Origin of the sequence: Sphaerochaeta sp. PS (assembly GCF_032144095.1) — a bacterium.
Lineage (GTDB): Bacteria > Spirochaetota > Spirochaetia > Sphaerochaetales > Sphaerochaetaceae > Sphaerochaeta.
Window position 1 is genome coordinate 66,917 of record NZ_JAVSNJ010000006.1, and the last position, 14,644, is coordinate 81,560.

General features: G+C 54.4%; 13 protein-coding genes. 11 read left to right on the forward strand and 2 right to left on the reverse strand.

Going from position 1 to position 14,644, the window contains the following annotated elements:
* Positions 1-115 precede the first annotated feature (115 nt).
* The 6 genes from ROJ03_RS07375 (at position 116) to ROJ03_RS07400 (ending at position 7,631) form a co-directional block, all read left to right on the forward strand.
* Positions 116-1,720: a bifunctional aspartate carbamoyltransferase catalytic subunit/aspartate carbamoyltransferase regulatory subunit gene (locus tag ROJ03_RS07375; protein ID WP_313726373.1), complete on the forward strand. Its 1,605-nt coding sequence runs from the start codon at positions 116-118 to the stop codon at positions 1,718-1,720.
* A gap of 18 nt (positions 1,721-1,738) precedes the next feature.
* Positions 1,739-2,437 carry an orotate phosphoribosyltransferase gene (locus tag ROJ03_RS07380; RefSeq protein ID WP_313726374.1) on the forward strand — a complete coding sequence of 233 codons (699 nt, stop codon included), beginning with the start codon at positions 1,739-1,741 and terminating at the stop codon, positions 2,435-2,437.
* A gap of 9 nt (positions 2,438-2,446) precedes the next feature.
* Positions 2,447-3,334 (forward strand): orotidine-5'-phosphate decarboxylase, encoded by an 888-nt coding sequence (gene pyrF, locus ROJ03_RS07385; protein WP_313726375.1) that lies wholly within the window; start codon positions 2,447-2,449, stop codon positions 3,332-3,334.
* Entirely contained in the window at positions 3,325-5,052 is a 1,728-nt protein-coding gene (locus ROJ03_RS07390) for a dihydroorotate dehydrogenase (protein ID WP_313726376.1), read from the forward strand. The genes pyrF and ROJ03_RS07390 overlap by 10 nt, the downstream gene beginning before the upstream one ends.
* A complete protein-coding gene (locus ROJ03_RS07395; protein ID WP_313726377.1) occupies positions 5,049-6,089 on the forward strand; it encodes a dihydroorotase family protein in 1,041 nt (346 codons plus the stop codon). The genes ROJ03_RS07390 and ROJ03_RS07395 overlap by 4 nt, the downstream gene beginning before the upstream one ends.
* 102 nt (positions 6,090-6,191) lie before the next feature.
* Positions 6,192-7,631: a hypothetical protein gene (locus tag ROJ03_RS07400; RefSeq protein WP_313726378.1), complete on the forward strand. Its 1,440-nt coding sequence runs from the start codon at positions 6,192-6,194 to the stop codon at positions 7,629-7,631.
* Here the strand turns inward: ROJ03_RS07400 and ROJ03_RS07405 are convergent.
* Positions 7,628-8,179, reverse strand: a complete 552-nt coding sequence (locus ROJ03_RS07405; RefSeq protein WP_313726379.1) for an HD domain-containing protein — start codon at positions 8,177-8,179, stop codon at positions 7,628-7,630. The genes ROJ03_RS07400 and ROJ03_RS07405 overlap by 4 nt on opposite strands.
* Before the next feature lie 304 nt (positions 8,180-8,483).
* On the opposite strand from ROJ03_RS07405, the gene ROJ03_RS07410 reads away from it, so the two are divergent.
* Together ROJ03_RS07410 and ROJ03_RS07415 are read left to right on the forward strand one after the other, a co-directional pair.
* Positions 8,484-9,509 (forward strand): magnesium transporter CorA family protein, encoded by a 1,026-nt coding sequence (locus ROJ03_RS07410; protein WP_313726380.1) that lies wholly within the window; start codon positions 8,484-8,486, stop codon positions 9,507-9,509.
* Positions 9,510-9,557: 48 nt separating this feature from the next.
* Positions 9,558-10,196: a YkgJ family cysteine cluster protein gene (locus ROJ03_RS07415; RefSeq protein WP_313726381.1), complete on the forward strand. Its 639-nt coding sequence runs from the start codon at positions 9,558-9,560 to the stop codon at positions 10,194-10,196.
* Here the strand turns inward: ROJ03_RS07415 and ROJ03_RS07420 are convergent.
* Entirely contained in the window at positions 10,193-11,419 is a 1,227-nt protein-coding gene (locus tag ROJ03_RS07420) for a class I SAM-dependent rRNA methyltransferase (RefSeq protein WP_313726382.1), read from the reverse strand. The two genes, ROJ03_RS07415 and ROJ03_RS07420, sit on opposite strands and share 4 nt — an antisense overlap.
* Positions 11,420-11,498: 79 nt before the next feature.
* On the opposite strand from ROJ03_RS07420, the gene ROJ03_RS07425 reads away from it, so the two are divergent.
* The 3 genes from ROJ03_RS07425 to ROJ03_RS07435 are packed head-to-tail and all read left to right on the forward strand — an operon-like array spanning position 11,499 to position 14,642.
* A complete protein-coding gene (locus tag ROJ03_RS07425; protein ID WP_313726383.1) occupies positions 11,499-12,176 on the forward strand; it encodes an HAD family hydrolase in 678 nt (225 codons plus the stop codon).
* A complete protein-coding gene (locus ROJ03_RS07430; protein WP_313726384.1) occupies positions 12,163-13,863 on the forward strand; it encodes a phospho-sugar mutase in 1,701 nt (566 codons plus the stop codon). The genes ROJ03_RS07425 and ROJ03_RS07430 overlap by 14 nt, the downstream gene beginning before the upstream one ends.
* Positions 13,863-14,642: a hypothetical protein gene (locus ROJ03_RS07435; RefSeq protein WP_313726385.1), complete on the forward strand. Its 780-nt coding sequence runs from the start codon at positions 13,863-13,865 to the stop codon at positions 14,640-14,642. The genes ROJ03_RS07430 and ROJ03_RS07435 overlap by 1 nt, the downstream gene beginning before the upstream one ends.
* The last annotated feature ends 2 nt before the right edge of the window (positions 14,643-14,644 follow it).

A 14,644-nucleotide genomic window follows, 5' to 3' on the forward strand; every position in this document is an offset into this window, starting at 1 on the left:
CAGAGGATGCGAAGCAGAGTTGTACAGCGACCTCTCCCTATATTTTCCTACCATTCAATATGTAAAGCAAAAAAAGTCGGTCAATTGGGACCGGCTTTTTTTTAAGGGAGCAACGATGGAAACAAAGAATGTGTTTGCCGGCAGGTCACTGTGTGTCATCGAAGACCTGACCATCGAAGAGAGGAAGTACCTTTTTTCGGAGGTCCGTATTCTCAAGCAGGCCATGCAGGAGAACGATCTGCAGACCCTGGAGAACTACCGCATTGACGACAAGGATTTTGGTGTCTATGAAGTATTCCTGGAGGACAGCACCAGAACAAAGGAGTCCTTCCGCAATGCAGCCAATTTTCACCATGTGAAGGTTTCGGAACTCAACAGTGACAGCTCCTCCTTCAACAAAGGCGAGAGCTATGCAGATACGTTCAATACCCTCAGTGGATACTCCAATACGATTTTCATCATCCGAAGCAAGATCGAGGGGGTCTGCCGCTGGCTGGAGGATGAGTGCGCCTCCTATGCCCAACGGAACAGGCTTTGGCGCAAGCCTGCCTTCATCAATGCCGGGGACGGAAAGCATGAACATCCTACCCAGGAGCTGCTGGATGAGTTTACCTTCATGGAGGACAACGACTGGAAGACCGACTCCATCCATCTCGCCCTTGTAGGGGACCTTTACCATGGAAGGACCGTCCACTCAAAGGCCGCAGGGCTCAAGCTTTTCGACAAGGTCAAGGTTGACCTCATCGCCCCTGTCGAGCTTGCCATGCCAGAGACCTATGTACTGAAGATGCAGGAGAACGGGTATGAAATCAGGTTGTTCTCCTCCATTGAAGAGTATCTCAGCCAGGGGGACATTGCCGACAAGTGGTACTTTACCCGACCACAGCTGGAGAGGATGGGTGACCGGATCCTGCAAAGGCAGGAGGAGTTGCGCTCAGCAATTACCTTCAGGCGCGAGTTTATGGGAAAACTCATGGAGGGGACGAAGTTCTACCACCCCCTTCCCAGACACAAGGTCACACCAACCATCCCGACCTTCCTCGATGATACACCGCTCAACGGATGGGAGCGGCAGTCCATCAATGGCATGTATGTAAGGATCATCCTCCTCGCCTTGATCGGGGGGAAGATTGGGTCTTGCTTTGTCCCCAAGGAAATACCGGTGGAAGAGTCCCGCGCCGAGTACATCTTCGAGGTTGACCTCACCCAGAGGGAACCTAAGGACAAGGTGGTAAGCGAAGGGGTGCAGCCGATCCACAATGGCCTGGTCATCGACCATATCTGCAGGGGGGACACTCCTTCTGAAATTCGGGACCACATGCGCCTCATCAGCAGCGTGCTGGGCCTCGATGAGGCAAAAGGTGGTGAATGGGTAAGCCGAGGGCACAGCGACTCCAATTCCTACAAGGGGATCATATTCCGACCCGATGCTACCGAACTTACCCGCAAGAAGCTCAAGAGGCTTGCTGCAGTCGCTCCTGGCTGTACGCTGAACATCATCCGCGATGGAAAGGTGGAGAAGAAGTACCGGATGGAGATGCCCCCAAGAATCTACAACTTCGACGACCTGTCCTGCACCAATGACGCATGCATCTCACACCCTTCGCAAAGCGAGGGAGTCCCTGCCCACTTTAGCCGCACCAAGGAGAACCTCTTTGCCTGTGCCTACTGCGGGAAGACCCACTCCTTCAAGGAAATCTGGAAGAGCCGGAACAAATAGGATAGACTGGAGAACATGATGAAAGAAATGCAAACGATTACCGACCAGTATGGGCCCCTGTTGGCCAAAGAGGCATTGCGTTTGGGAGCGATACGGCTCCGACCCGATGACCCCTTTACCTGGGCAAGCGGCTACCGCATGCCCATCTACAATGACAATCGCCAGCTGCTTGCCAGCCCAAAGGCACGGTCTGTCATAGCAGAGGCCTTTGCCGCGATGCTCAAGGCCCTTGGTTTCGACCCAGACAATATTGCAGGAACCGCCACTGCAGGCATCCCCCATGCAACCACCCTGGCTGACAAGCTTCAAAAGCCCCTCTCCTATGTACGCAGTGCTGGCAAGGACCATGGCCTCTCCCAGCTGATCGAAGGCTTGGGCCCTGAGGGGAGCTACCAGGGATCCAAGGTGGTGCTCATCGAGGACCTCATCTCAACCGGAGGCTCTTCCATCAAGGCCGTAGATGCCATCGTACAGGCTCAGGGCGTCTGCCCCTATACCCTGGCGATCTTCACCTACGGCTTCCAGGCCTCTGTGGATGCCTTCGCAACACTCAACCCTGCCTGTTCCTTCTTTACCATTCTTGAGTATGACAGTATGGTAAGGACTGCCCTTGCCAGTGGCTATGTCGATGCCAAAGGAGCTGCCCTGCTCAAAGAGTGGCGGACCGACCCCTTTGCCTGGGGTGAGAATCATGGGTTTATGCCCGTGAAAAAGTAGGAGTGCACCATGACCTATGCTGAGAAACTGAGAGCAAGTGCCCATCAGGTGGGCAACATCGCCTGTATGGGGCTTGACCCCCAACTTGAAGTGCTTCCCGTGGAGGGAGGCGATGTCAGGACCACCTTGAACGAGTTTTTTCAGGTGCTGTTCCGCCGGATGGTCCTCTCCGGGCTCATCCCTGCGGCCTTCAAGCCGAACATAGGATACTACCAGGCACTTGACCGGCCGCGTGATGAGGATTTTTCCGGTAGCCAGGCCCTGGCCGATGTCCTGGACATGGTGGAGAACTTCTTTCCAGGGATTCCCGTCATCCTTGATAGCAAACGGGGTGACATAGCAAGAAGCAGCCTCAACTATGCCATTGAGGCCTTTGACAACTGGCAGACAGATGCCGTTACGGTAGCCCCATACATGGGTAGTGACTCACTCTTGCCATTCATCAACCACTTCTCCAAGGAGAGGGGGGTCTACATCCTCAACAGGACCAGCAACCCTGGTGGAAAGGACCTGCAGAACCTGCAGGTACAGGATGGGGAGGGCACCTCCTCCCTCTACGAGCACGTGGCCAAGAACATCATTACCTACAACGAAGGCCTTGGTTCGGTGGGGGCCGTTGTTGGCGCAACGAACATGGCCGAACTAGAGGAGATCGCCTTTCTCTATGCTCCGAAGCAGGTCCCTCTCCTGATTCCTGGGGTGGGAAGCCAAGGGGGGTCTGCCACCGCAGTGATGAATGCCCTTCGCAAGGTTGGCTATCCTGTGGGGCTAGCCAGAATAAACAGCTCCAGTGGATTGACCCATCCCTGGAAAAAGGCCCCGGCTCCCGATGATTGGCTACAGATGTGTGAAGCCTCCCTACGGACCTTGCTTGAGGAAACCAAACTATGGATGTAATGGAATTGTTGCGTGGCCGCCATCTTCGCCGGCAGGATGAGGTGGTGCTGACCACAGTCAGCGGAGTCGCCTCGACCAAGCCCGCCTTGATCAAATATTTCGACCAGCAGGTCGAGGCCATCGGGATCATCACGACCAAGAGCTTTCAGGTTGAGGTAAACCCTGGCAACCGCGAACCGATCATCTGCGAAACAAGTGTGGGTGATTTCGGTAACTCGGTCGGCTTGAGGAATCCAGGGCTGGTCCAGTCGCTTGCAGAACTAGAGGCACTGAGGGAGGAGCACAGTTTCAGGGCCTTACTCAACGTTTCGCTCTCTGCAAACTCCATCGAGGATTTCATCACCTTGGTGAAGGCCTTCGATGAGGTGGCGGACCTTGTTGAGCTTAACTTCTCCTGCCCTCATGCCTCGGCGGGGTATGGGTCCTCCATAGGGTGTGACCTTGCAATTGCTTCCGAATATGTAAGGGCCATCAAGGAGGCCACCAGGGGGTGCAAGGCTCCCTTGTTCGTCAAGCTTACCCCCAATACCGAGAATTTGGGCGCCATAGCCAAGGCAGTGGTGGATAGCGGGGCAGATGGCCTGGTCGCCATCAACACCATAGGGCCGATCCAGCATGTCGACCCTGCCTCCAACCGACCGATCCTCCAGAACAAGCTGGATGGGAAGGGAGGGTGCAGCGGCCGGTGGGTCCACGATGCGGCCTTGCGTTGTATCGATGAGATTCGCCTCGCAGTAGGTCCCTCGGTCCCGATTATCGGCATGGGAGGGGTCACCACCGGCAAGGAAGCCGAGCAGATGATAATCAGGGGTTCTGATGCTGTGGGGTTGGGCTCTGCCTTTGGCATGGTCGACCAACGCTCTTGGCCCGAATATGCCTCTTCGGTACAGGCCGAGGCCCAAGCGTACTTACAGGGCCAGGCCCCTGCCCTGCAGCGGCCAAGCGCATCCTTTCTCATAGCAGAGAGGCAGATGGCATATAGGGAGCACACCGTCCTTTCCGTCGAGAGGTATGGAAAGGATACAGCCATCATCGCCCTCGACGGAAGGCTGGATTGCAAGGCAGGGGAGTTTGCGTTTCTCTGGCTGCCAGGTCTTGGGGAGAAGCCTTTCAGCGTAGGCCATAACGACCCCCTTACCTTCATTGTCAAGGATCGTGGACCACTCTCTTCTGCGCTGTGCAAGCTCAAGGAAGGGGATACGCTCTATGTCAGGGGCCTCTATGGCGCTCCGCTTGAAAATACAAGGACGGCGAAGGCCTTGCTGGTTGCCGGAGGTACAGGGGTAGCTGTCCTTCCTTCCTTGGCTGAGAAACTGCAGGCCCAGAAGACGGAGATGACCATCCTGGTAGGGACAAGCGAGTCTGTCTCGGGCAAGGCACTGCTTGAGGAGAGGCTCTCCCCGTATGGGTCGTTTGTCTGTGTTGCGGACAACGGCAAGCCGGGCAGGGTCCTTGACCTTTTGGAGAACCTTTCCCTGGACCCTGATCAGGGGTGCTATCTGGTAGGTCCCGAAAAGTTCATGGCCATTGCGGCAGCTGCCCTGCTTGCCAAGGGTATCAGGGAGGAAAACCTCTATCTATCGATGGAGAAGATGACCCTCTGTGGCATCGGCATGTGCGGGGAGTGTGCCTGTGGCGACCGCCTTACCTGCAGATGGGGCACCTTCATGACCTACGGCTACCTTGCCCAGCATGCCCCTGACCTGGTGGGCCTATGATCGATGCACATGTACACCTCAGGGATTGGGGCCAGGCTGCGAAGGAGACTCTCTCCCACGGGATGGCTCTCGCCCTCCGCTGTGGCATTGATGAACTGTTCGATATGCCAAACACCGTCCCACCACTTACGACACGCCTGAACGTGATGAAGAGGATCGAAGATGCAAAGGCGTGCAATCTTGCACTTCGCTACCACCTCTATGTTGGCCTAACCTCCGATCCCAGGCAGATAGAGGAGGCCGTAGCCCTGAGCCGGGAGTTTCCCCAGCAGGTCATAGGCCTGAAGATGTTCGCCGGACACTCCACAGGAAACATGGGGATGGTGGAGGAAACCCTGCAAAGGTCGGTCTACACCCAGCTAGCCCAGCTCGGCTATGAGGGGGTTGTGGCCTTGCACTGTGAGAAGGAGAGCCTGTTGCTGCCAGCCCTGGAGGACCCTTCCGATTTTTCGAGCCATTCGCTCGCCAGGCCGGTGGAAGCGGAGGTTGCATCTGTCAGAGACCAGTTGCAGTTTAGCCTGGAAGCTGGGTTCAAGGGGCATCTCCATATCTGCCACCTTAGCTCTGTTGCCTCTCTTGCCCTGGTCGAGGAGGCAAGGAAGCAAGGCAGAAGGGTTAGCTGTGCATCCACAGCCCATCATCTGTTGCTCTCCCTCGAGGATGCCCGCGACAGAAAGCTCTATGCGAAGATGAATCCACCGCTGCGCAGCGAAGAGGAGAGGGCCCAGCTGTTTGCCGCCCTTTTGGCAGGCCGCATCGACTGGATAGAGACAGACCATGCACCCCATACCATAGCTGACAAGGAGCAGGGTGCAAGCGGTATCCCCGGTTTCAGCGGGCTGCTCTTGTTGGTGAAACAACTCTATGAAAGAGGCTGCCCTACCTCTCTGATGCAATCGTTTCTGGGTGGACGGGTCCAGCAAGTCTTCTCCCTGGAGAGGCGGGAAATATCCATTCCCACCTATCAGGAGCTTGATTCTCTCTCACAGTTTGCCGCCGATGCATATCCTTTTGATTCGTTTTTAAACTGTCATTAGTCTACTTGTGGTTTTGGTCAGCCATGGTATACTACTGCAACCGGGAGATATGGCAGCTTGATTGATTTACGAAAACACTCCAGTAGACATCTGGAAACGAAGATGGTCCTTCCTATTCCAGAGACGCATAAGTATGAAAGGGAAATCCACTATTACCTCTTTTCGCCCCCACAGCTCTATGTGAACAAGAGCACCTACTCGGAAGAGAGGATGCTGCATAAGTTCCAGAGCCATGGCCGGTACTCGTCCCCTGAGCTTACCCTGGAAGAGCTGTTGGATGAGGACAACCTCATAAGCCCCCTTATCCTGCTCAAACGGTATACCGAGAATCTGGAGAAGGACATTACCTCCGTCCCTGAACGTACAGTCATCCACGAGCTGCAGACCATTGCCAATGCGGTTAGGCACGAGAACAAGGCCTCCTTGCAGGATTGCAAGGACATGGCCCGGCTGGGCATGAAGAGTGACCTGGCCTCTACCCTTGAGGACTGGTATGCCAACATTGTAGTCCTTCGCGATACCATCAGGGATCTGCTGGAGGTTGTCAGGGGCAAGTGTTCCCCGGAAAACAGGCTGCTGGTCGCATTCCTCTGGAGTGATGAGGCAGTCAGCCTGCTCAATGAGAAACAGGCCATCGACCTCTATATGGCGTGTTCCCATGTAGGGGAGGAGTTGCAGCCCATTCTTCTCAAGCTGCTCTCCTTTTCCCGGGATGAGGCGGACTACCGCAACAGCCAGAGCTACCAAAGCGGGGGCAACAACCCCGAGACCATCCAGTATAGGAAAGCGATCCTCAAGAAATGGACACAGTCCTCCCTCTACCTGATACCCGAGATATCGCGGTGGCCGATGAGGGTCTCCCAGATTCTTGCAGGGACCGCTGCGGCAGTGGCAATGGCCTTTGCGACCTTGGCCTCCATCTTTGCAGAGAAGGCATACCTGAAGAACAGCATGCAATGGGCCCTGATCGTCATCATCGCCTATGTTTTCAAGGATAGGATCAAGGAGTGGCTCAGGGCCTTCTTCAACGCAGTCCTGCCTAAGATGATGGCCGATGAGATCTCCTCATTCCTCTCTCCGAAGACAAACTCGAAGATATGTTCAAGCCGGATCAAGCTGCAGTATGAGCGGGTTGCCGACCTTCCACCGAAGGTCAAGGAAATCCGCAAGGACAAGGCAAACCCGTTCAAGGACATGCTTCCTGAGGAGAACCTGATGCACTATGTGCGCAACCTGGTGATGCACCCTCTGAACAAGCAAGGGGTGGAGCGTGAGACATTTCCCAGGGAGAACAACTTCACCCTGGTTACCCGTATCAGGCTCGATGACTTTCTCAAGGAGATGGACGACCCCAACGATATCGTATTCAGGATGGACCCCAACGCCGATGAGCTCGATCAGCTGAACAGCGAGCGGGTCTACCATCTGCACATGGTCATCCGCGAGAGCTCCCCCAAAGAGGACCTGGACATCTACAGCCACTATACGATAGTCCTCAACAAGGCAGGTATCGTCAGAATCGAGCAGATGGGTGATGCCTAAAGGCCGATTTTCTCCTGGGCTTCGCTCATGGCCTCTATGGTCAGGCTGATGACCTGCTCGATATCCATATCGAGCATCTTTGCCCCCTCGGTGATGATGTCCCTGTTGACTCCGGCCGCAAACCCCTTTGAGGACCACTTCTTCTTGACGGACTTGACGCCCATTCCCTGCATATGTTCAGGCCTCATGAGGGCTGTGGCATAGACCAGGCCGGTCAGTTCATCAATGGTGTAGAGGACCTTCTCCATACGGAGTGTCGGTTCGACAGTACAGCAGAGACCCCATCCATGGCTGCAGACCGCGTGGATGAAGGCCTCATCGGCCCCGATCTCCTCCAGCAATTGGGGGGCTTTGATGCAGTGCTGGTCGGGGAAGCTGCCGTAGTCCACATCGTGGAGAAGCCCTACCAGGGCCCAGTAGCTTGCATCCTCACCGAAGTGGTTTGCAAATTTTCTCATCGTCTCTTCCACACAAAAAGCGTGTAAAATCAAAGCCTCGTTGCTGTTGTATTTTCTCAATAATCCCAATGCCTGTTCTCTATCAAACATATGAAGCCCCTTTCCATGGAGTATATTTTGTTTGGATAGGTTAGGGAAGAGCTGAAAAAACTCTACGGTTTGTTCCTATCCCTCTTTATTATCTTTTACAGGTTATGGTAGTATGAACCATATTCCCAGTTCGGGAATCATCTGTATCGTTGAGGAGGACCCTATGTCTGTTTCAGACGAAGGTGGCAGTATAGCCCCCTTGCCCAGTTACTTACCCTTGGCGTTCTCCTTTTCATATGTCTAGACCCTCCTGTTGGGGGTTGGATAAGGGAGCGCGCCTTACCAACAAAACCATGGAGGAACTATGATAACCATACGAAACAATGTTGTGAGCACCAATCCAGGTGATCCTTCTGCCGAGGCATCCTATACCTGGGTGGATGCCCGTAATATCAACCGCGACGATATCACCTTACTAGAAGAGCAGTATACCATCTCAAGCGAATTGCTTGCAGATATCATGGACCAGGACGAGCAGTCTCGTATTGAACGGGAAGACGACTATGTCGCCCTCATCGTACGCCTGCCCGCACTCGCCGATGATTGCAAAGGGATAAACCAGTATGCCGTTCCCTTGGGTATCGTACTCTACAAGGATACGGTGATCACCATCTGCCAAAGCGACAGCATTGTCCTTGAGGACTTTTCCAAGAACCGCTTCCGCCAATACCCGGTGGAGACCAAGGAAGGGTTTGTCATCAGCATCCTGGGCCGTGCTGTAATGGTCTACATCCGCCTGCTGAAGTACATCAACAGGCAGAAGACCCTGGTCGAAGAGCAGTTGCAGAAGAGCATCATGAACTATGAGCTTATCCAGCTGCTGCAGATCCAGAAATCCCTGGTCTACTTCTCGACAAGCCTCAGCACCAATGAGGCCCTGATGGAGAGGTTACTGAAAATTCCCTACTTCAAGCTTGCCTCTGAAGAGGAGAGGGATTTCCTTGATGACATCATCACAGACAACAAGCAGGCCATCGAGATGGCGAACATCTACACCACCATCCTCACCGGAACGATGGATGCCTTCGCCTCGGTAATCGGAAACAACATGAACGTCATCATGAAACGGCTGACGATCATCTCCATAGCCTTGATGTTCCCAACCTTCATCGTCAGTTTTTACGGGATGAACATTGAACTACCCTTCATGCATCAGGCCAATGCCTGGGTTTGGGCGCTCTCCATCTGTGGTGTCAGCGCCTTTCTGGGCGGCTGGATGCTCTCTGATCGCCGAAACCAGCGACTCATCCAGAGGTCTGTGCAGTCCAACCGGCTTCTTGAGAACAAACCCAAGAAAAAAAAGAGGAAAAAACGATCTCTTGCTGATTGATTATCCTGCTTTTCCGGTGATACGATTGCGCACCTTTGGGAGAATATGATGGATAGTATCGGGGAGATCTGCATCTCATTCAGTGGCACCTATGCAGGTGCCGGGATGGAAGAGCTTGCAGCACTGTATGATTTGATTGAAAAGCAGACCTCACAGTTCTGCAATGAGTTTTCCATAGCATGTGGGCCCGGGTGCGGGACCTGCTGCGAACACTTCATGCCAGACATCACGGATCTTGAGGCAAGGCTGGTAGCAGCCTATCTGCTCTTGATCAAACGGGATGACCGCCTCATCGAGAGGCTGGTGGAGGAGCGGGACTCCACCACCGGGCCCTGTCCCCTCTATAGGGCGGATTCACCCTATCACTGCAGCGTCTATCCTGCCCGTCCTCTGATCTGCAGGCTTTTTGGGGCCTGCGCAAATGGGGACAAGCAAGGCAACGCCATCTTCCGACGTTGCCGCTACAATCTCGAGGAAACGATGCCTCTCGCCCTCCAGCTTGGCCCTGATGTTACGGTCATGCAGGACTACTCCTACGCCCTAAGAGGCATCGACAGCTCAGGTGGTGATGGAGAGTTTCTCCCTAAGGCTATCTTGGCCCAGCTTGAGCAGCTGAGCTTTCTCATAGCCATGATAGAAACCGACAGGTCCAATCCTGACGATACCCCAACACCCCAGGCCAGCTAACGAATTACCCTGATCAGAAAGCCATTGAGATATTCCGACTCGGGAAATGAGATGCGGATGGGATGGTCCTCTGCCTGACCCAGCGTTTTCAGGATCTGAATCTCCACCTTGGCATCCTGGGCACTCCAGGCAAGGATGGTCCTGAGCATCTCGCTGGAGATGGCACCGGAACATGAGAAGGTCGCGATGATGCCTCCATCCTTGATCTTCTCCATAGCCAGGCGGTTCAGGTCCTTGTACGCCTTGGATGCGCTTTCGGCCTGGGCCTTGGTCTGGGCAAGCTTTGGTGGGTCGAGGATCATGACATCATACTTGTTGGCCTCGATGAGCCTCATCTGCCTGAATATGTCGGCCTTGATGATGTTGACCCTGTCCCTGCTTTCAGCGGGTATGGAGCCTGCCTCCTGGTTGATGTGCACATGGGCAAGGCTCTGCTTGAGGGCAACTGCACTGCTGTCTATCAGGTCGACCCATTTGGCACCGGCTTTCAGGGCATGGAGGGTGAAGGCCCCTGTGTAGGAACAGCCATCGAGCACCGTTGCATCCTTGCAGTATGGTTCGATTGCCTTTCGGTTATCCCTCTGGTCGCAGTAGAAGCCGCTCTTCTGCCCCTTGCCAGGGATGACCTCGTACAACAGCCCGTCCTCACGGAACCTGATGGCATCGAGTTTCTTGCTCGGGGTGAAATAGGCACCATCCTGATAGAACAGCACCGTCTCGCTGAGGTGCTCGATCGCACAGAATGCGCTGTCGGTGGTGACGATGATCATGGCAGGTTGCAAGAGTTTATCCAACGTGGCGACAATGATGTCCTTATGGTCCCAGGCTACCCGTGCACTGATGACAATGCGGATCAGTGTCCCATAGACATCGGCAACCAGGCCGGGGAGCATGTCCGCCTCGCCGAAGATGATGCGGAACGTCGTCGTAGGGGTTGCCTTGTCGGAAAAGAAGGCACTTCTGCGTAGCACGCTAGAGGTGATGGTCTTGGCCCACCACCTCTCGTCGATGGTCTCCTTTTCGTTCCAGCTGAGCAACCTGAGCGGAATATGGCTAGTAGGGTCGTACCAACCCCAGGCGATGAATGAGCCCTCTTGTGTGACTGTTTTTGCAACGCCTGTCTCCTCTTTGTTGAGTACAGAATCGATTGCACCGGAAAAAACCCATGGATGATGGCGTAAAAGTTGTTTCTCTTTTCCATCCTTGATTGTAATGGTTTGCATGGTATAACAGTAGCTGAACCGCGAGGTTTTGTCAAAACGTTTGTTGACTCGCCCCACTCAGATACCCGATACTATGCCTATGCAGAGAAAACCCGTGTTGGCCATCCTGTTCGATCTTGATGGAACGCTCGTTGATACGATAGAAGATATAGCCGATGCCCTGAACAGGGCCCTGGCCATGGAAGGACTGGAAGCCCTGGATGTCGAGATGACAAAACGGGTGGTAGGCCGTGGTTTGAGAAATGCCCTTATAGGGGCGGTCCTCCTCAGGGGCGTACAGTTTTCGGAGGCGAAGATCGACCGGATGTATGCAGGCATGATGGAGTACTACCGAAGCCACCACTGCATCAAGAGCAAGCCCTACGAAGGTATCACTGGCTTGTTGGAAAGGCTGGATGCAAGGCACATTCCTTTGGCAGTATTCTCCAACAAGGAGGATGGGCTTACCGTCGATGTGGTGCGGACCCTGTTTCCCCAGATTGGCTTTGCATGGGTGAGGGGGATGCGCGATGGTTTTCCCCGCAAGCCCGACAGGGCAGGGATCCTCTATTTTTCCAAAAAAATAGGTCTGCCTGTTGAAAATTTGCTCTATGTAGGCGATTCTGAAGTTGACTATCAGACAGCGGAGAGTTCTGGCTGTCAACATATCCTGGTTTCGTGGGGTTTTAGGCCAAGGGAAGAACTTGCCGCACTCTCGGCATCTACCCTAGTGGATTCTGTGCAAGAACTGGAGGAAGCTATCAATGACGTACAATGAAAAAGATCTGAGAAACAAGGCAGAAGCCTATATCCAAGCTGAACAGGAACCCCTTTTTCGCGATGAAGTAGTACAGGCCCTTGAAAAAGAGCAATGGGACGACCTCTACGACCGCTTCTATACAAGCCTATCCTTCGGGACTGCTGGGCTGAGGGGAGTCCTCGGTGGGGGAACCAACCGGATGAACTCCTTCATTGTCCGCAAGGTCACCCAGGGGTTGAGTGACTACCTCAACGAAGAGTCCAAAAACCCCTCAGTAGCCATTGCCTATGATAGCCGCCACTTCAGCGAAAAGTTTGCCATGGAAGCGTCGCTGGTGCTCGCTGCCAACGGGATATCGGTTTTCCTTTACTCTACCTTGCATCCGGTGCCGATGCTCAGCTTTGCAGTGCGCTATCTGAAGACCACCGCAGGCATCGTCATCACCGCAAGCCATAACCCTTCCCAGTACAATGGGTACAAGGTCTACTGGCGCTCCGGTGGCCAGGTTACCCCTCCCCATGACTTCAGCATCGCCGAGCGTGCAAACTCCGTGAAGGCTGAAGAGATCCAGAGCATAAGCGAACAGAGTGCCCGTTCCAAGGGGCTTCTGGTCCCTGTCCCTGACAAGGTCGACCAGGCCTACTACGAGATGGTCCTCTCTTCCCTGAGAAGGCCCTCACTGGTCTATGGCAGTCCCATAACCGTGGCCTACACCCCTCTGCATGGAACAGGCAATGTGCCGGTTCGCCATCTGTTGGAGGAGGTCGGCATCAACTGTGTGGTGGTCAAGGAGCAGGAGGAGCCCGACGGCGCATTCCCCACAGTGACCCTTCCCAATCCTGAAAGTGCACAGGCGATGGAGAGGGTCCTCTCCCTGGCGGTAGAGAGCAAGGCCGATATTGTGCTGGGCACCGACCCCGATGCTGACCGGTTGGGCATTGCAATTCCCCTTTCCCCTGCAAAGGATACCTACCAGCTGCTCAGCGGCAACCAGATAGCGGTCCTGCTTTGCGACTACCTCATACACGCCTCGAAAGATACCAGGACCCCTGTCTGCGTAAAAAGCCTGGTCACCACTGACCTGGTCAGGGATATAACCGAAAAGCATGGTGGCAGGTGCAAGGATGTGCTCACTGGCTTCAAGTATATCGCTGAGGAGATAGCGGCACTGGAGAGGGATGAGGGGCAGAAGGAGTACTTCCTCTTTGGTTGTGAAGAGAGCTATGGCTATCTCACCGTCTCCTCTGTAAGGGACAAGGACGCCGTAAGTTCAGCCATGGTTGCCGTGGAGATGATGAGCTATTACGCCACCCAAGGCATTTCCTTGCAACAGCGCCTGGATGCAATCTACGAGGAGTATGGCTTCAGTACCGAGATAGTATTCTCACGGGACTATGAAGGGTCGGCGGGAAAGAAGAAGATGGCCCTCATCATGGAGAACTTGAGAAACCTCAAGGAAGGGGATATGCTGGCAGGAAAGGCCATTGTTGCCACCAAGGACCTCCTTGCAGGCAAGGATACTGGCTATCCATCCGCGGATGTGCTGATCATGCACTTTTCCTCAGGAGAGAAACTGGTGGTTCGCCCCAGCGGTACCGAACCAAAGATCAAATACTACCTGTTTGTCAAAGCGACAGGACAGGGTAGGCAGGCCCTTCAGCAATCGCTTCCTGGTCTCATCGAACTGTTTAAGGCGGCATTATAGTGATTACCTGTTACGCATTGTTACGAAAGGTTGGTTCCAATCTCTACCTCAGCCCCTATCTGGATCCTGAAAAGGTCGCCCTGATGGAGAAAGATACCTCTGTGGTGCTCAAAAGCAGCGGCATGCTTACCAAGGCCCAGAAGGATGAGGCTTCCTTCTCCCTCTATAGCGCCATCGATTTCTCGGTTGACCGGTGGATCCAGGACAAGCAGTATATCCCGAGGCTCCTGATCTGTGCCGTGGTTTTCATGGTGACCTACTTCTTCATGTCCCTTGCCATCCGCGACCCCATCCCGATGGTGGACGAGACGCTTGGCAGCACAGGGCTGACCATCTTTTGCTGGGTCATGCTGGCCAAGCGGGATACCCGGTCGTCCTTGGCCCTGGAGAGAAGGTATGAGCTCAAGGGTGCAGCCGGAAGCCCCGATTACCAACAGCAGGAAGAGCTTTTTGCCCTTGAGACCTTCCTGCAGGATATTGCTAGCCTTGACCTGCATGATGTGTGCGATACCCTCTGTCTCGTTACCAAGGAGCCTTTTGTCCTGCTTTCCGACGATCAGAAAGGCCCTTGGGCAAAAGAATTCCTTGAGCTGTTGGAGCTGCACCTGAAGATCAGGCAGGGAAACCTCTGGCGCTACTACCGAAACCTCCGCTCGGTGAGGGCCTCCGGCAGAGCCCACATCAAGCTCTCCCAACGGCTTTTTCATCTTGCCATGCAACAAAAGCTGGACCTGCCTTTGCTCGCCCTTGTGGTCGCCCTTTCCGAACAGGCCGGCTGAAG